Origin of the sequence: Xylophilus rhododendri, assembly GCF_009906855.1 — a bacterium.
Taxonomy (GTDB): Bacteria; Pseudomonadota; Gammaproteobacteria; order Burkholderiales; family Burkholderiaceae_C; genus Xylophilus; species Xylophilus rhododendri.
Window position 1 is genome coordinate 956,974 of the sequence record NZ_CP047650.1, and the last position, 16,283, is coordinate 973,256.

Annotated in this window: 14 protein-coding genes; 7 read left to right on the top strand and 7 right to left on the bottom strand. The window is 69.2% G+C overall.

The features are described 5' to 3' along the window. The first annotated feature begins 55 nt into the window (after nucleotides 1-55). On the top strand, nucleotides 56-3,286 hold the full coding sequence (locus GT347_RS04400; RefSeq protein ID WP_160555217.1) for a bifunctional diguanylate cyclase/phosphodiesterase: 3,231 nt from the start codon (nucleotides 56-58) through the stop codon (nucleotides 3,284-3,286). 103 nt (nucleotides 3,287-3,389) lie between these two features. Then, the gene (locus tag GT347_RS04405; protein WP_160550804.1) at nucleotides 3,390-3,857 is read left to right on the top strand and encodes a hypothetical protein; all 468 of its coding nucleotides are present in this window, start codon (nucleotides 3,390-3,392) and stop codon (nucleotides 3,855-3,857) included. 46 nt (nucleotides 3,858-3,903) lie between these two features. Here the strand turns inward: GT347_RS04405 and parC are convergent, their stop codons facing one another. The 3 genes from parC to GT347_RS04420 are packed head-to-tail and all read right to left on the bottom strand — an operon-like array spanning nucleotide 3,904 to nucleotide 9,064. After that, a complete protein-coding gene (parC, locus tag GT347_RS04410; RefSeq protein ID WP_160550805.1) occupies nucleotides 3,904-6,273 on the bottom strand; it encodes a DNA topoisomerase IV subunit A in 2,370 nt (789 codons plus the stop codon). Beyond that, the gene (locus GT347_RS04415; protein ID WP_160550806.1) at nucleotides 6,270-7,079 is read right to left on the bottom strand and encodes a lytic transglycosylase domain-containing protein; all 810 of its coding nucleotides are present in this window, start codon (nucleotides 7,077-7,079) and stop codon (nucleotides 6,270-6,272) included. Before GT347_RS04415 ends, parC begins: the two co-directional genes overlap by 4 nt. 8 nt (nucleotides 7,080-7,087) lie before the next feature. After that, the gene (locus tag GT347_RS04420) at nucleotides 7,088-9,064 is read right to left on the bottom strand and encodes a DNA topoisomerase IV subunit B (protein ID WP_160550807.1); all 1,977 of its coding nucleotides are present in this window, start codon (nucleotides 9,062-9,064) and stop codon (nucleotides 7,088-7,090) included. Nucleotides 9,065-9,202: 138 nt separating this feature from the next. On the opposite strand from GT347_RS04420, the gene GT347_RS04425 reads away from it, so the two are divergent. The 4 genes from GT347_RS04425 to GT347_RS04440 all read left to right on the top strand — a co-directional run bounded on the left by GT347_RS04425 (nucleotide 9,203) and on the right by GT347_RS04440 (nucleotide 12,736). Continuing rightward, on the top strand, nucleotides 9,203-9,751 hold the full coding sequence (locus tag GT347_RS04425; RefSeq protein ID WP_160550808.1) for a class I SAM-dependent methyltransferase: 549 nt from the start codon (nucleotides 9,203-9,205) through the stop codon (nucleotides 9,749-9,751). A 48-nt stretch (nucleotides 9,752-9,799) separates the two neighbouring features. After that, nucleotides 9,800-10,696 (top strand): 4-hydroxy-tetrahydrodipicolinate synthase, encoded by an 897-nt coding sequence (dapA, locus tag GT347_RS04430; RefSeq protein ID WP_160550809.1) that lies wholly within the window; start codon nucleotides 9,800-9,802, stop codon nucleotides 10,694-10,696. Nucleotides 10,697-10,744: 48 nt separating this feature from the next. Next, nucleotides 10,745-11,866: an outer membrane protein assembly factor BamC gene (bamC, locus tag GT347_RS04435; RefSeq protein WP_229722683.1), complete on the top strand. Its 1,122-nt coding sequence runs from the start codon at nucleotides 10,745-10,747 to the stop codon at nucleotides 11,864-11,866. Nucleotides 11,867-11,959: 93 nt separating this feature from the next. After that, a complete protein-coding gene (locus GT347_RS04440; RefSeq protein WP_160550810.1) occupies nucleotides 11,960-12,736 on the top strand; it encodes an MBL fold metallo-hydrolase in 777 nt (258 codons plus the stop codon). A gap of 61 nt (nucleotides 12,737-12,797) precedes the next feature. On the opposite strand, the gene GT347_RS04445 is transcribed toward GT347_RS04440, so the two are convergent. Together GT347_RS04445 and GT347_RS04450 are read right to left on the bottom strand one after the other, a co-directional pair. Beyond that, nucleotides 12,798-13,154, bottom strand: a complete 357-nt coding sequence (locus tag GT347_RS04445) for a hypothetical protein (protein WP_160550811.1) — start codon at nucleotides 13,152-13,154, stop codon at nucleotides 12,798-12,800. A gap of 191 nt (nucleotides 13,155-13,345) precedes the next feature. After that, nucleotides 13,346-14,497: a cupin domain-containing protein gene (locus GT347_RS04450; RefSeq protein WP_160550812.1), complete on the bottom strand. Its 1,152-nt coding sequence runs from the start codon at nucleotides 14,495-14,497 to the stop codon at nucleotides 13,346-13,348. Nucleotides 14,498-14,534: 37 nt separating this feature from the next. Here GT347_RS04450 and GT347_RS04455 point away from each other — a divergent pair, with 37 nt between their 5' ends. Then, nucleotides 14,535-15,059 carry an FKBP-type peptidyl-prolyl cis-trans isomerase gene (locus tag GT347_RS04455; protein ID WP_160550813.1) on the top strand — a complete coding sequence of 175 codons (525 nt, stop codon included), beginning with the start codon at nucleotides 14,535-14,537 and terminating at the stop codon, nucleotides 15,057-15,059. Between the two features lie 62 nt (nucleotides 15,060-15,121). Here GT347_RS04455 and GT347_RS04460 read toward each other — a convergent pair whose 3' ends face one another. Together GT347_RS04460 and dut are read right to left on the bottom strand one after the other, a co-directional pair. After that, nucleotides 15,122-15,649 carry an outer membrane lipoprotein gene (locus GT347_RS04460; RefSeq protein WP_160550814.1) on the bottom strand — a complete coding sequence of 176 codons (528 nt, stop codon included), beginning with the start codon at nucleotides 15,647-15,649 and terminating at the stop codon, nucleotides 15,122-15,124. Between the two features lie 183 nt (nucleotides 15,650-15,832). Next, the gene (dut, locus tag GT347_RS04465) at nucleotides 15,833-16,282 is read right to left on the bottom strand and encodes a dUTP diphosphatase (protein WP_160550815.1); all 450 of its coding nucleotides are present in this window, start codon (nucleotides 16,280-16,282) and stop codon (nucleotides 15,833-15,835) included. Between the last annotated feature and the right edge of the window lies 1 nt (nucleotide 16,283).

Here is a 16,283-nt window from a genome sequence, read left to right on the forward strand (position 1 = left end):
CTTCATTTCCACCGCTCCCCGGGGTGTCCGCGGCAAACACGGCGCCTCCCTCTCGATCAGCAACCGGCTGACGCGCTGGCTCAGCCGGCTGTCGGTCGGCCGCAAGCTGACCCTGATCTACCTGCTCGACCTGAGCGCGGTGATCTTCGTCTCCGGCATCCTCATCAACGAGAAGTACATCTCGATCGACTTCACCCGCAAGGAGGAGATCGGCAGCATGTACAGCGCCTCCGTGCGCGAGCTGCTGCTGATGCCCTTCCTGCCCTACAAGGAGCAGGTCGACCCGGGCGAGAACGCGCTGCGCCGCTTCAACGACCTGCGCGCCCGCTACGACGCGCCGCTGCATTCGGCCGAGGCCAGCGCCCTGTTCGAGCGCGCCTGGCGCCGCGCCGCCGCCAACCGGCAAGCGGGCTCGACCGAGGTGGCCGACAGCCAGCTCACCCGCAACATGCTGCGTTCGGCGCGCGAGCTGCTGACCACGGTGGGCAACCAGTCCAACCTGATCCTCGACCCCGACCTGGACAGCTACTACGCCATGTCGCTGGTGGTGCTGCGTTTCCCGGAGCTGCTGGAGGTGATCGACGACACCATGCGCACCTTCGACGGCGCCGGCAACGCGGCCGGCGTGCGGGCCCAGGCCTTCGGCGAGCGGCGCTCCGAACTGCTGATCCTGGCCGGCCGCATCGATGCCTCGGCCATGGGCATACGCTCGGACTACCTGCAGGTCTTCGCCGCCGGCTCGCCTGCGCTGCGCGCCGCGCTCGATCCCGGCCGCCAGAGCCTGGCCGACGCGCTGGCCGATTTCCTCACCATCGTGCAGCGCCTGGCCGGCCCCGACGCCGGCCCGCGCGACATCGCCCAGCTGCAGGCGGCGCGCTCCACCGTGCTCTACGAACTCGACCGCAGCTGGATCCGCTGCGCCAGCGAACTCGACGTGCTGCTGGCCACCCGCGTCGAGAGCCTGTTCATGCGCATGTTCATGCACCTGGGCACCGCCCTGCTGCTGCTGGGCTGCATCCTGAGCCTGGTCTATGCGGTGGCCCAGCAGATCGCCCGGCCGCTGCGCCACCTGGCCCGCGTGGCCGACAGCGTGCGGCGCAGCGGCAACTACGCGCTGCGCGCCGAATGGGTCAGCCGCGACGAGATCGGCACCCTGGTCACCGCCTTCAACGGCATGCTGGCCCAGCTCGGCCGCGAGCGCGAGAACCAGCAGGAGCTGGCCTCGCGCGAACGCGCGGCGCGGGCGCAGCTGGAGATCGTGGAATCGGTGCCCATCGCCATGGTGGTCACCTCCATCCCGCGCCACGAGGTGCTGCATGCCAATGCGCCGGCCGCGCCCTGGCTGGACGGCATCACCACCGACCCCTGGGGCCGCAAGCTGGAGCCCGGCGTGCGGGCGCGCTTCTTCCAGCAGCTGGCCGACCGCGGCGCGGTCGACGAGTTCGAGGTGCGCTGGGATGCCGGCGGCGAATCGGCCTGGGCGGTGCTGTCCGCGCGGCGCCTGCTGTTCCAGGGCCGTGACGCCATCCTCACCGCCTTCACGCCGGTCAACGTGATGAAGCAGATGGAGCAGCGGCTGGAGCTGTGGTCGAAGGTGTTCGAGGCCTCCTCCGAAGGCATCGCCATCATGGACGAGCAGCTGCGGGTGCTCAGCGTCAACAACGCCTTCTGCCGCAGCACCGCCCTGGAAGCCTACGAGGTGGTCGGCCGCGACTTCGCCAGCCTGCTGGAGGAAACCGGCGCCACGCCGCTGCAGATGCGCATCGGCAATGCCGCCAGCGAGCGCGGCGCCTGGCAGGGCGAGGTGCAGTTCCGCCGGCGCGGCTCGGCCAGCTATCCGGCCTGGCTGGTGGTGTCGGCGGTGCGGCCGGCCAGCGGGCATGGGGCGGTGTCGCACTACATCGGCATCTCGGTCGACATCACCGAACGCAAGCGAACCGAGGAGCGGGTGCAGTTCCTGGCCGACCACGACGTGCTGACCGAGCTGCCCAACCGCTCGCTCTGCGTGGCCCGGCTGGCCGACGCGCTGGTGCATGCGCAGGCCGCCGAGGAACGCGTCGCCGTGCTCTTCATCGACCTGGACCGTTTCAAGTCGGTCAACGACACCCTGGGCCACCATGTGGGTGACGCGCTGCTGCGCTCGGTCGCCGGCCGGCTGACCCAGGCGGTGCGCAACGAGGACACCGTCAGCCGCCTGGGCGGCGACGAGTTCGTGGTGATCCTGCGCGGCGTGGCCGATGCCAGCGAGATCCGCGACATCATCGAGGAGCGCCTGATACCGCTGATCCGCGCGCCGCACGACGGCGAAGGCCACGAGCTGCGTGTGTCCTGCAGCATCGGCGTGGCCGTCTTCCCCGAGGACGGCCAGGACATCGACGAGCTGATGCGCCGCGCCGACGCCGCCATGTACGAGGCCAAGTCCTCCGGGCGCGACCAGTACCGCTTCTTCTCGTCCGAACTCGACAAGCTGGCCCGCGAACGCCGCACGCTGGAGCAGGCCCTGCGCCACGCCCTGGAGCGCGACGAGCTGGAGATGCACTACCAGCCGCGCATCGACGCCCGCACCCTGGACGTGGTCGGCGCCGAGGCCCTGATGCGCTGGACCCATCCGGAGCTGGGCTCCATACCGCCCAACACCTTCATCCCCATCGCCGAGGAAAACGGCCTGATCCGCCCGCTCGGCCTCTGGGCCATGCAGCAGGCCTGCGGGCTGCTGCAGCGCTGGAAGGCGCAGCGCCGGCCGCTGATCTCGCTGTCGGTCAACATCTCGGCCAGCCAGCTGGCGGATCCGGCGCTGCTGGATTTCCTGCGCGACTTCACCATGCACAGCGGCATCGATCCGCAGCTGCTGGAGCTGGAGATCACCGAGACCCAGCTGATGGAAAACGCCGGCGCCGCCGGCCAGGGCCTGAGCGCCCTGCGCCAGCTGGGCGTGCGTTTCTCCATCGACGACTTCGGCACCGGCTATTCGAGCCTGGCCTATCTCAAGCGTTTCCCGATCGACAAACTCAAGATCGACAAGTCGTTCGTGCAGGACCTGCTGGGCGACACCACCGACCTGGCCATCGTGCGCGCCATCATGGCGCTGGGCCACAACCTGGGCCTGGGCGTGGTGGCCGAGGGCGTGGAGAACTTCGCCATCGCGCACCAGCTGAAGCTGCTGGGCTGCGACGAACTGCAGGGCTACCACTTCGCCCGGCCGATGCGGGTCGAGGCGCTGGAAGCCTGGATCGACGCGCGCCAGCAGCAGGCCGGCGGCGAGCGCCGGCAGCACGGCGAACATTGACGAAGTTCTTCGTTCGGCCGGACATGGCTTCGTGTGTCCGGCCGGACGGGGGGTGCGGACGGGACGACAGTGGCGCTCCTACTGTCTTCCACCGGATCTGCACATGGCATTCCTTCCCATCGTCGGGCCCTTGATCGGCTGCTTCCAGGGCGTCTTCCACGCCGTCGAACGCGCCGTCAACAGCTCTGAGCACAACTTCAAGAAAGACCTCGGCAGCCTGCTGGAGCAGGCCGGCGTTCCCGGGGATGTTCGCAAGAAGATCCAGAAGCTCCTCGACACCGGCAAGGACGAGGAGATCGGCGAAAAGATCAATGCCCTGATGGCCGCGGGCATCATCCCGCCCGAGCTGGGCGACACCATCCTGCAGCTGGCCGAACAGAACGGCGTGCCGCGCAGCTCACTCGACCCGGAGCGTTTCGGCGAGCAGATGGACGACGAGGACATCTACCGGGTGCTGGGCGGCAGCTTCCCGCAGGAGCTCGACGAGATGGAGTCGAAGCGGGCCCAGCAAGCGGCGGTGGAGCAGGCGCTGGAGGACGAGGAATCCGCGCTCCAAGAAGCACTCGGCTGATCCCTCTCCACATCCGCGGGCCTGCCGGCCGCAGCGCCGCAGCGCCTCAGACCAGGCGTTCGACCAGCGCCGGCTTGAAGCCCAGGTCCGCCGCCTTGCCCTTGCGCCCGCGTGCGGCCCTGGCGTTGTTGAGCGAGCGGATCTCCAGCGTCTCTTCCCGCTCCTTGCCGCCCCGGCCCAGGCCGGAGATACGCACGCTGCGGGTATAGGCCGCGGCGCCGGCCAGGGTGTCCTTGGGTTCCAGGTCGATCAGCATCAGACCCCGGCCGCCCTTCTCCATCAGCTTCAGTTCGGAAATCTCGAAGGTCAGGATGCGGCCGCCGGCCGATGCGCAGGCCACGTGTGTGGCCGGCGGCACTGGCTCCGAGCCCGCCGGCTGCGCGCCCGGCGGCAGCATGGCCAGGCTGGGCTTGCACAGCGTCTCGCCCTCGCCCAGCGAGACGAAGGTCTTGCCCGAACGGTTGCGCGAGACCATGCCCTCCACATAGGCGATGAAGCCGTAGCCGCCAGAACCGGCCAGCAGCAGCGCCGCGCCTGCCGGGCCAGCGAAGTAATGCAGGGGCTGCGTGCCCGACTCCAGCTCCACCAGCGTGCCGATCGGCTGCCCGTCGCCGCGTGCATTGGGCAGCGCGGCCACCGGCACGCTGTAGATGCGCCCGTTGCTGCCGAAGACCAGCAGCACATCCACCGTGCGGCAGGCGAAGGTGCCGTAGAGCCCGTCGCCCGCCTTGAAGGCGAAACCGGCCGGATCGTGCCCATGGCCGGTGCGCGCCCGCACCCAGCCCTTCTGCGAGACCACCACCGTCACCGGCTCGTCGATCACCCGCACCTCGGCCACGGCGCGTTTCTCGGCCTGGATCAGCGTGCGGCGCGGGTCGGCGAACTGCTTGGCGTCGGCCTCGATCTCGCGCACCATCAGGCGCCGCAGGGCGGCCGGGCTGCCCAGGATTTCTTCCAGCTTGGCCTGCTCGTCGCGCAGGGCGGAAAGCTCCTGCTCGATCTTGATCGCCTCCAGCCGGGCCAATTGGCGCAGGCGGATTTCCAGGATGTCCTCGGCCTGCCGGTCCGACAGCTTGAAGCGCTCGATCAGCGCGGCCTTGGGGTCATCGGCCGCGCGGATGATGGCGATCACCTCGTCGATGTTGAGCAGCACGATCTGCCGCCCTTCGAGGATGTGGATGCGGTCCAGCACCTTCTGCAGACGATGCCGCGAGCGGCGCTCCACCGTCTGCTGGCGGAAGGCGATCCACTCCATCAGCATCTGGCGCAGCGACTTCTGCACCGGCCGGCCGTCGATGCCCACCATGGTCATGTTGATCGGCGAGGAGGTCTCCAGCGAGGTCTGCGACAGCAGGATGCCGATCAGCTCGGCCTGCGGCGTGCGGCCGGTCTTGGGCTCGAAGACCAGGCGCACGGCGGCGTCCTTGCTGGACTCGTCGCGCACCGCATCCAGCACGCCGAGCAGCGTGGCCTTGGCCATCTGCTGGTCCTGCGTGAGCGCCTTCTTGCCGGCCTTGACCTTGGGGTTGCTCAGCTCCTCGATCTCTTCGAGCACCTTCTGCGAGCTGACGCCCGGCGGCAACTCGTTGACCACCAGCTGCCACTGGCCGCGCGCCAGTTCCTCGATCTTCCAGCGAGCGCGCACCTTCAGGCTGCCGCGGCCGCCGCGGTAGGCGTCGGCGATGTCGGCGGCGGGGCTGATGATCTGGCCGCCGCCCGGATAGTCCGGGCCCGGGATCAGCGCGAACAGCTCCTCGTCGGCCAGCTGCGGCTGCTTGATCAGCGCCACGCAGGCATCGGCCACCTCACGCAGGTTGTGGCTGGGGATCTCGGTGGCCAGGCCGACGGCGATGCCCGATGCGCCGTTGAGCAGCACGAAAGGCAGGCGCGCCGGCAGCTGGCGCGGCTCCTCGGTGGAGCCGTCGTAATTGGGAATGAAATCGACCGTGCCCTGGTCGATCTCTTCGAGCAGCAGCTGGGTGATGCGCGACAGGCGCGCCTCGGTGTAGCGCATGGCGGCGGCGCCGTCGCCGTCGCGGCTGCCGAAGTTGCCCTGGCCGTCGATCAGCGGATAGCGCTGGGAGAAATCCTGCGCCATGCGCACCAGCGCGTCGTAGGCGGCCTGGTCGCCGTGGGGATGGAAGCGGCCGAGCACGTCGCCGACCACCCGGGCGCTTTTCACCGGCTTGGCGCCGTTGGCCGCGTTGGCGCCGGAGAAACTCAGGCCCATGCGCTCCATCGCATACAGGATGCGGCGCTGCACCGGCTTCTGGCCGTCGCACACATCGGGCAATGCGCGGCCCTTGACGACCGAGAGCGCGTATTCGAGGTAAGCCCGCTCGGCGTAGGTGGCCAGGTCGGGGTTCGGATCGTCGGACGGCACGGGGGCCAGGTCCAGGGGGGTCTGATCGGTCATCGGATGCCAGGAGTGTTGGGGGGCAGGTCCTGCACGGCGGATTCGGCCACCGTGTCGGGCTGCGCGGGAATTTCCATCCGCACGCGGATCGGCGCCGCGCGCGGATTGCCGCCGGGCTTGAGCGAGCGGTAGAGCTGCATCACCGTCTGCACGTAGTCGCGTGTCTCGGGATAGGGCGGAATGGCGCGGCCGGCGCGCTGCACCGCGCCTTCGCCGGCGTTGTAGGCGGCCACGGCCAGGTCGAGCCGGTCGGGGAACCGATCGATGAGATAGCGCAGGTGGCGGCTGCCGGCGCGCAGGTTGACCGCCGTGTCGGCCAGCTGCGGGTTGAGCGGCTTGCGGGCATCGAGCACCACGCCGTATTGCTGGGCGGTGGCCGGCATCAGCTGCATCAGGCCGACGGCGCCGCGCGGCGAGACTGCTGCCGCATCGAAGCCGGATTCGGCCGCGATCACCGCCTGCAGCAGTTCGAAATCGACACCCGCCGCGCGGGCGGTTTCACGCATCTGCCGCGCCACGGCCTTCATGCCGGGCGAGATGGCGATCAGGGTCTGCAGGCTCTGGGCCGAGGCGCGCGCGGCATGCGGGGCGGGCGCCGCATCGGGCCGGGCCGGCAGGAAACGCGAGTCGTAGCTCTCGCCGGCCCGGAAGAAGAGCTGGTAGTGCGGGTCGATGCGCTCGGTGGCGAAATGCGCCGTGCCCTGGTCGTCCACCCAGCCCCAGACGTCGGACTGCGCCCGGCCCGCCAGCGGCAGGGCCAGGCCCAGCCACAGGACCAGGAGACAGAGCGGACGCAGGCGGGCCATGGGCAGCTTCAGATATCGACCTCGATGGCGTCGCCGCGCAGCTCCATCAGCTCGCGGCGCGCGGCGGCCTCGCCCTTGCCCATCAGCTTGGTGATGCGCTGCTCGGTCTGCCCGTTGTCGAGTTGGCCCAGCTGCACCGGCATCAGGCGCCGGGTGTCGGGGTTGAGGGTGGTCTCCCAGAGCTGCGTGGCGCTCATTTCGCCCAGGCCCTTGAAGCGGCTGATGCTCCAGGCGGTCTCGCGCACGCCGTCCTTGCGCAGCTTGTCGAGGATGGCGGTGAGTTCGCCCTCGTCCAGCGCATAGACCTTGGCGGCGGGCTTCTTGCCGCGCGCCGGTGCGTCCACCCGGTAGAGCGGCGGGCGGGCCACGAACACATGGCCGGTCTCGATCAGCTTGGGGAAGTGGCGGAAGAACAGGGTCAGCAGCAGCACCTGGATGTGCGAGCCGTCCACATCGGCATCGCTGAGGATGCAGATCTTGCCGTAGCGCAGGCCGCTCAAGTCGGGCGAGTCGTTGGGGCCGTGGGGGTCGACGCCGATGGCCACCGAGATGTCGTGGATCTCGGTGTTGGCGAACAGCCGATCGCGCTCCACCTCCCAGGTGTTGAGCACCTTGCCGCGCAGCGGCAGCACCGCCTGGCATTCCTTGTCGCGGCCCATCTTGGCGCTGCCGCCGGCGGAGTCGCCCTCGACCAGGAAGACCTCGTTGTGGGCGATGTCGCGGTTCTCGCAATCGGTGAGTTTGCCGGGCAACACGGCCACGCCGGAGCCGCGCCGCTTCTCCACCTTCTGGCCGGCCTTCTGGCGGCTTTGCGCGGCGCGGATGGCGAGTTCCGCCAGCTTCTTGCCGTACTCCACATGCTGGTGCAGCCACAGCTCCAGCGCCGGCCGCACGAAGGAGGACACCAGGCGCACCGCGTCGCGCGAGTTCAGGCGCTCCTTGATCTGGCCCTGGAACTGGGGGTCCAGCACCTTGGCCGAGAGCACGTAGCTGGCGCGGGCGAAGACGTCTTCCGGCATCAGCTTGACGCCCTTGGGCAGCAGCGCATGCAGTTCGATGAAGCCCTTGACCGCGGTGAACAGGCCGTCGCGCAGGCCGCTGTCGTGGGTGCCGCCGGCGCTGGTGGGAATCAGGTTGACGTAGCTCTCGCGCACCGGCGCTCCTTCCTCGGTGAAAGCCACCGCCCAGGTGGCGCCCTCGCCCTCGGCGAAGCTCTCGTTCTGGCGGTCGGCGAAGCCCGAGCCGTCGAAGATCGGGATCACCGGGTCGTGCTGCAGGTTCTGGGCGATGTAGTCGCGCAGGCCGCCCTTGTACTGCCAGGTCTGGGTTTCGGCGGCGCCGCTGGTCTTTTCCTGCACCAGGGTCACGGTCACGCCCGGCATCAGCACGGCCTTGCTGCGCAGCAGGTGCACCAGCTCGTTCTGCGGCAGGGCGGCGGATTCGAAATACTTGGCGTCGGGCCAGACGCGGACCGTCGTGCCCTGCTTGCGGTCGCCCGCGCCCGCCTGACGGGTGGCCAGGGCCTCGACGACGGCACCGGCGCTGAACACCAGGTGCGCCACCTTGCCTTCGCGCCAGGAAGTCACTTCCAGCCGGGTGGCCAGGGCATTGGTCACCGACACCCCCACGCCGTGCAGGCCGCCCGAGAAGCTGTAGGCGCCGCCCTTGCCCTTGTCGAACTTGCCGCCGGCATGCAGGCGGGTGAAGACCAGTTCGATCACCGGCGCGCCCTCCTCCGGATGCATGCCGAAGGGAATGCCGCGGCCGTCGTCCTCCACGCTGACGGAGCCGTCGGCATGCTGGATCAGCTTGATCTTCTTGCCGTAACCGGCCAGGGCTTCGTCGGCCGCGTTGTCGATCACCTCCTGCACGATGTGCAGGGGGTTGTCGGTGCGGGTGTACATGCCCGGGCGCTGCTGGACCGGCTCCAGGCCCTTGAGGACGCGGATGGAGCCTTCGGAATATTCGCTGGGTGCAGTGGCCATGGGGGTGGGGGTCGACAGGGGCGGCAAAGGCGCGGATTGTAGTCAGGCCCGGGAATTGGCTGTACAGGTATCCAGTGATCCACTCGGACTTACAGGGTCGGGCGAGAATGCGGCGTGATTCAGCTACCGATATCCGCCGTGCATTCCGGCCCCGACGCGCCCTCCGAATGGATCCTGCGCTGGTCCCCCCTGGTGCCGCCCGGCGCCCGCCTGCTCGACCTGGCCTGCGGCGCCGGCCGGCACCTGCGCTGGTTCGCCGGGCGCGGGGTGCAGACGCTGGGCGTGGACCGTTCGCCCGAGGCCGTGCAGGCCGCCCAGGCCTGCGGCGAAGGCCTGCTGGCCGACCTGGAGAACGCGCCCTGGCCGCTGCCGGGCCGGCGCTTCGACGCCGTCGTCGTCACCAACTACCTGCACCGGCCGCTGCTGCCGCGCATCGTCGAGAGCCTGGCGCCCGGCGGCCTGCTGCTCTACGAGACCTTCGCCCTCGGCCAGGAAACCGTCGGCCGCCCGTCCCGCCCCGAATTCCTGCTGCGGCCCGGCGAGCTGCTGGGCGCCTGCCAGGGCCTGCATGTGCTCGCTTACGAGGACGGCTGGCTGCCTGCGCCGCGCCGGGTGCAGCGCATCGCCGCGCTGGCCATATCAGACTTCGTCCCGAAAAACACGGGGCCTTTACACCCACATGGCTAAAATCCGCCGTTTCGCTCTCCGTCCTCCCCAGAAGGCCAACCCGCGCACATGAGCTCATCTCCAGGCACCCTCACCGGCAGCATCGTGGCGCTCGTCACGCCCATGCACGAAGACGGCAGCGTCGACTATCCCGCCCTGCGCAAACTGATCGACTGGCATATCGCCGAGGGCACGGACTGCATCGGCGTGGTCGGCACCACCGGCGAATCGCCCACGGTCGATGTCGAGGAACACTGCGAGATCATCCGCGTGTCGGTGGAACAGTCCGCCGGGCGTGTGCCCATCATGGCCGGCTGCGGCGCCAACTCCACCCGCGAGGCGATTGAGCTGGCGAAGTTCGCCAAGGGCGTGGGCGCCGACAGCCAGCTGCAGGTCGTGCCCTACTACAACAAGCCGACGCAGGAAGGCCAGTACCAGCACTTCAAGGCGATCGCCGAAGCCGTCGGCGACCTGCCCACCGTGCTCTACAACGTGCCCGGCCGCTCGGTGGCCGATATGCAGCACGACACGGTGCTGCGTCTGGCCCAGGTGCCCGGCATCATCGGCATCAAGGAAGCCACCGGCAACATCGAACGCGCCCAGTGGCTGATCCGCGACCTGCCCAAGTCCTTCGCCGTGTATTCCGGCGACGACCCGACCGCCGTGGCCCTGATGCTGTGCGGCGGCCAGGGCAACATCAGCGTGACCGCCAACGTGGCGCCGCGCCTGATGCACGAGCTGTGCATGGCCGCCGTGGCCGGCGATGCCCGCCGCGCGATGGAGATCCAGTTCAAGCTGATGCCGCTGCACAAGCAGCTCTTCGTCGAGGCCAACCCGATCCCGGTCAAGTGGGCGATGCAGCGCCTGGGCCTGTGCGGCGCCACCATGCGCCTGCCGATGACGCCGCTGTCCTCGGGCAATGAACCTGTGGTCGAGCAGGCACTCCAAGCCTGCGGCCTGCTGTAAGCGGTGCTCCTGCGCCGATTGCTTTCCGATCCAAAGAAGGATTTTTCCGTGACCCGTTCTGCATCCGCGACCGCCGTGGCCGCACGCCTGGCCTGCCTCGGCCTGGTCTTCGCCCTGTCGGCCTGCTCCGTCTTCGACAACGAAAAGATCAACTACAAGAGCGCCAAGCGCGCATCGCCCACGCTGGAGGTGCCGCCCGACCTGACCCAGCTGACCCGCGACACCCGCTACGTGGTGCCCGCCGGCGCCACCGCCTCGGCCGCCGGCTACGACGCGGCCCAGGCCGTGGCCTCGCCCACCGCCGAGACCGCGCCCACCAGCCTGGGCGACACCCGGATCGAACGCGACGGCAACACCCGCTGGCTGGTCATCAAGCGTCCGGCCGACAAGCTCTGGGATCCCACGCGCGACTTCTGGACCGAGAACGGCTTTCTGCTGACCATCGACCAGGCCAAGCTCGGCATCATGGAAACCGACTGGGCCGAAAACCGCGCCAAGCTGCCGCAGGACTTCATCCGCCAGACCCTGGGCAAGCTGATCGACTCGATCTACTCCACCAGCGAACGCGACAAGTTCCGCACCCGCATGGAACGCCGCGCCGACGGCTCCACCGAGATCTACATCAGCCACCGCGGCATGCAGGAGGTCTACTCCGACAAGGCACAGAAGGACCAGACCGTCTGGCAGCCGCGCCCGACCGATCCGGAGCTGGAAGCCGAGATGCTGCGCCGCCTGATGGTCAAGCTCGGCGGCGCCAACGAGGTGCAGTCCAAGCAGGCGATGGCCGCGGCCGTGGCCGTGCCCACCGTCGCCACCATCGGCAATGTCGGCGGCGCGCCGGTGGTGCTGCTCAACGAAAGCTTCGACCGCGCCTGGCGCCGTGTCGGCCTGACGCTGGACCGCACCGGCTTCACCGTCGAGGACCGCGACCGCAGCCAGGGCGTGTACTTCGTGCGCTACGTGGCCCCCAACCCGGACCGCAAGGACCAGAGCTTCCTGGGCAAGATCTTCAACCGCAACCCGGATGCCCAGGCACCGGTGCGCTACCGCATCACGGTCAAGACCGAAGGCACGGCGACCACCGTGTCGGTGCTGGGCGAAGGCGGCTCGCCGGCCCTGCCGGCGGATGCCGAGCGCATCGTCCGGGTCATGGCCGACGACCTGAAGTAAACATGGCCCCTCGGCTCGCCACTTCGTGTGCTTCGCCATCCCCCAAGGGGAAGGCGCGGCCCGCCTTGGGGCGGCCCGGCGGCGGCCGCTGACATGCTCCGGTTTCGCAACCTGGGCAGCGGCAGCTCAGGCAATGCCACTTTGGTCGAAGGCAGCAGCGGCCTGTCGACCAGCCGCCTGCTGATCGACTGCGGCCTGGGCATCCGGGTGCTGGAAAAACGGCTGGCCCTGGCAGGGCTGGCCTGGGGCGACATCGACGCCCTCTTCATCACCCACGAGCATTCCGACCATATCGGCTGCGCCCAGCAGGTGGCGCTGCGCCACCGCATTCCGGTGTGGATGAGCGGCGGCACCTTCCAGGCCATCGGCGAGCCGGATTTCGACGGCCTGTTGAACCTGGCGCACGACCTGCAGACGGTGGCCCTCGGCGGCTTCGAGTTCCGCCCCTTCACCGTGCCGCACGATGCGCGCGAGCCGCTGCAGCTGCGCTGCTCCGACGGCGCCCGCCACCTGGGCGTGGCCACCGACCTGGGCCATGTGAGCGGCCATGTGACGGCGCAGCTGCAGGGCTGCCATGCCCTGATGCTGGAATCCAACCACGATCCCGAGCTGCTGGCCTTGTCGCGTTATCCGGACTTCCTCAAGCGCCGGGTCAGCGGCCGGCTCGGCCACCTGGCCAACCATGCGGCGGCCGAGCTGGCGCGGACGCTGCGCCATCCCGGCCTGGGCTGCGTGGTGGCGGCGCACCTGAGCGAGCGCAACAACCTGCCCGAGCTGGCACGCGCCGGCCTCGCGGCCGCGCTCGAATGGCAGCCGGAGCAGATCATCGTGGCCGACCCCCGCCACGGCACGGACTGGCTGCCGGTCTGACATAAAAAAAGCCACCGCGTTCGGTGGCTTCTTGCTGGCAGGCCGGTGACCCGGCCCTCACTCACTTCTTGGCGGCTTCGGCGGCGGCGTCCGCGGCCTTCTTGGCCTGGTCGGCCGAGTCCGATGTGCCGTTGCCCGGAGCGGTCGCGCTGCCGGCCGTGCCCGATGCGCCGGGCGTGCCCGAGGTGCTGCTGCTGTCGGGCGTGGTCGTGCTCGGCGAGGCGGACATCGCGCCGCCCGGTGCCGGGGTGGCTTCGGTGGCGGGTGCTGCAGGTGCCGGCGCCATCGGAGCCGCGGCGGCCGGTGCTTCGGCGGGTGCCGGTGCGGGCACCGGAGCCGGCGCGACTTCTTCCTTCTTGCCGCAGGCGGCCAGGGCCACGGCGGCCACCAGGGATGCGAGAACAACGTACTTCTTCATAGCGATACTTCCTTTGGATGGAATGGAATCGACGAACACGACTGGCATCCGACACGCGGCAATGCGTTTGCGTTGGGATGGGGGCCGCGCGGCCGGCCCGTCAGGACCGGGCGAATCGATTATAGGAACGCACTCCCAGCGTGCCCCAGGCGCCGACAGGGCATGCAACCAAAGGCTTCGAAGCCGGCCGGTCAGTCGTTGTGGGCCCAGCCGGCGATGCACCAGGAGCGCAGCAGTTCGCGGGCATCCTCGCTGGCGCCGGCCAGCGCCGCGTCGTCCAGCAGGCGTTTATCGGCCAGCTGGCGCATCAGGCGCGCGTCGCGGCCGGCGGCACGGTAGCTCTCGCCGTTGATGAAGATGTGGCGCTCGTCGTAGAGCATGCGGGTGCGGCGGTCCAGGCGCAGGCGAGTCAGCGGGATGTCGTCCTCCTCCTCGTCGAAGCCCTCGATCTCGTCGAACCAGACGTTGGCCTTGGGTTCGGTGAGGTACTCGCCCATGGCGCGCGGCAGGGCGTCGCGGTCCTTCAGCAGGCGTTCGACCGCGGTGGCGGCGAAATCGACCAGGGCCTGCGGCATGGCGGCCGGCTGGCCGCTGGCGGCCGCGCCGGCATCGCCGTAGAGCTTGCCCGGGGCGTCTTCATCGACCGCGTCCTCGGCCAGGCGCTGCAGCATCTCCTGCGCCAGCTCGTCCTGGCGCGGTGCGCGAAAGCCGATGGAGCAGGTGATGCAGTCGCCGCCCACGGCCACGCCTTCATGGGCGTAGCGCGGGGGCAGGTAGAGCATGTCGCCGGGCTCCAGCAGGTATTCCTGCTCGGGCTGGAAATCGGCCAGGATCTTCAGCGGCATGCCTTCCTGCAGTTCCAGGTTCTTCTGCCGGCCGATGCGCCAGCGGCGCTGGCCGGAGGTCTGCAGCAGGAAGACGTCGTAGCTGTCGAAATGCGGGCCCACGCCGCCGCCGTCGCTGGCGTAGCTGACCATCAGGTCGTCCAGGCGCGCATCGGGCAGGAAACGGAAACGCGAGAGCAGCCGGTGGGCCGCGTCGTCGTGCAGGTCCACGCCCTGCACCAGCAGGGTCCAGCCGGGCTGGTTCAGGGCCGGCAGCGCGCGGCGCGCCACCGGGCCGTGGCGCATCTGCCAGTCGCCGCCGTCCTGGCGGATCAGGCGGGATTCGACGTCTTCGTCGGCGGCCAGCGCGAAGAGCTGGGCGCGCGAGGGTGTCGCCTTCAGGGCCTCGGCATCGAATGCCTGGCGCACCAGCAGGGGTTTCCTCTGCCAGTGGCGCTGCATGAAGGTCTGGGCAGAGAGGCCGCCCAGCAGGGCCAGGGGCGTGGAGATATCGGTCATGAAAAGCCAGTCGGTCGAACTGCGACAATTCTCCCCCATGGACATTACCCCCCAATGCGTGGTCGCGCTGACCTGGCGCCTGACCGATACCCTGGGCGAAGAGCTGGATGTGCTCGACAGCCCCGTCGAATTCCTGATCGGCGGCGACGACCTGCTCGAAAAACTCGAAGAGGTGCTGCAAGGCCACAAGGCCGGCGACCTGGTCGAGCTGCAGCTGGAGCCCGAGCAGGCCTTCGGCGACTACGACGACCAGAAGCTCTTCCTGGAGCCGCGCAAGCTCTTCCCCGCAGGCATCGAGGAAGGCATGACCTTCGAGGGCAGCGCCCTTCCCCCGGGCATGGATCCGCCGCCGCCGGCCGACCTGTTCTACACCGTCACCGATCTCTATCCGGACCATGTGGTGCTGGACGGCAACCATCCCCTGGCCGGCATCGCCCTGCGTATCCACATGAAGGTGGAAGCGGTGCGCGAGGCCACCGAGGACGAGATCGGCAAGGGCAGCGCCGGCACCGGTTTCTTCAAGGTGCAGCCGGCGGCGCCGGGCGGCAATCTGCTGCACTGAACCTTCCCCAAAAGAAAAACGGGCTGCCAGATGGCAGCCCGTTTTGCTTGGCGACAACCCGATCAGATGCGTTGCAGCTGGTTGTTCTGGATACGCACCCGGTCGCCGATACGCAGGTCGCCCGGCGAGGGAACGTCGAAGGTGCGCGTGCCGCCGTTCTCCACCTGCACCGACACGCGGTAGGTCTGCACCACCGGGCCGCGCTGGTTGCCTTCGAGCGCATTGCCCGCGACCGCGCCGCCCAGCAGGCCGGCACCGGTGGCCAGTGCACGACCGCCGCCGTGTCCGATCTGGTTGCCCACCACGGCGCCGAGCACGCCGCCGATGATGGCGCCCGCGCCCGAGGGCTGGCGGGCCACTTCGCCCTGCATCACCTCGATGTTGGCGACACGGCCGTATTCGGTGTAGACCTGGGGCTGCACATAGCCCTGCGGAGCCTGCTGGTACACCGGTGCCTGGTGGTAGACCGGCGCCGGCTGGTAGACGGGAGCGGGCCGCGCGCCGTAGTACGGGTCGACGGCGCAAGCCGTGAGTGCGAGCACGCTGGCCGATGCTGCGGCGATCGCAATGGTGCGGTAGATGTTCTTCATAGCTTGCTCCTGAGGATGAACGCTTGGCGCAATGCGCCGAAACGATTCGTTGAGTAGGCGCCTGGCAGCGGCGGCATGGACTTGCATACCTGCACTTTTCAGCGTCGGATGCTCAACGCAGCCATGGTAGGAGCTGGCTGACACCCGTGCTGCAAAGTTGCGCAAAGAAAGGTGAAAAAGCCTTCAGCCGCGGCCGGTGGAACCATAACCGCCGGCGCCGCGTTCGGACGCCTCGCCGAACTCCTCCACCACCCGGAAACGCGCCTGCGCCACCGGCACGATGACCATCTGCGCGATGCGCTCCATCGGCGCGATGGTGAAGGCCGTGTCGCTGCGGTTCCAGGCGCTGACCATGAGCTGGCCCTGGTAGTCGCTGTCGATCAGCCCGACCAGGTTGCCCAGCACGATGCCGTGCTTGTGGCCCAGGCCCGAGCGCGGCAGGATCATCGCCGCATAGCCGGCGTCGGACAGGTGGATGGCGATGCCGGTCGGCACCAGCTGCCAGGCGTTGGGCGCCAGCTCCAGCGGGGCATCCAGGCAGGCGCGCAGGTCCAGGCCGGCGCTGCCGGGGGTGGCGTAGGCGGGCAGTTGATCCGCCATGCGGGGGTCGATGATCTTGACGTCGATTTGCATG

Bases quoted from the DNA above. Each gene is read 5' to 3' on its own strand.
- GT347_RS04405 (WP_160550804.1), top strand. From the start codon at position 3,390: ATGGCATTCCTTCCCATCGTCGGGCCCTTGATCGGCTGCTTCCAGGGC.
- parC (WP_160550805.1), bottom strand. From the start codon at position 6,273: ATGACCGATCAGACCCCCCTGGACCTGGCCCCCGTGCCGTCCGACGAT.
- GT347_RS04415 (WP_160550806.1), bottom strand. From the start codon at position 7,079: ATGGCCCGCCTGCGTCCGCTCTGTCTCCTGGTCCTGTGGCTGGGCCTG.
- GT347_RS04420 (WP_160550807.1), bottom strand. From the start codon at position 9,064: ATGGCCACTGCACCCAGCGAATATTCCGAAGGCTCCATCCGCGTCCTC.
- dapA (WP_160550809.1), top strand. From the start codon at position 9,800: ATGAGCTCATCTCCAGGCACCCTCACCGGCAGCATCGTGGCGCTCGTC.
- GT347_RS04440 (WP_160550810.1), top strand. From the start codon at position 11,960: ATGCTCCGGTTTCGCAACCTGGGCAGCGGCAGCTCAGGCAATGCCACT.
- GT347_RS04445 (WP_160550811.1), bottom strand. From the start codon at position 13,154: ATGAAGAAGTACGTTGTTCTCGCATCCCTGGTGGCCGCCGTGGCCCTG.
- GT347_RS04450 (WP_160550812.1), bottom strand. From the start codon at position 14,497: ATGACCGATATCTCCACGCCCCTGGCCCTGCTGGGCGGCCTCTCTGCC.
- GT347_RS04455 (WP_160550813.1), top strand. From the start codon at position 14,535: ATGGACATTACCCCCCAATGCGTGGTCGCGCTGACCTGGCGCCTGACC.
- GT347_RS04460 (WP_160550814.1), bottom strand. From the start codon at position 15,649: ATGAAGAACATCTACCGCACCATTGCGATCGCCGCAGCATCGGCCAGC.
- dut (WP_160550815.1), bottom strand. From the start codon at position 16,282: ATGCAAATCGACGTCAAGATCATCGACCCCCGCATGGCGGATCAACTG.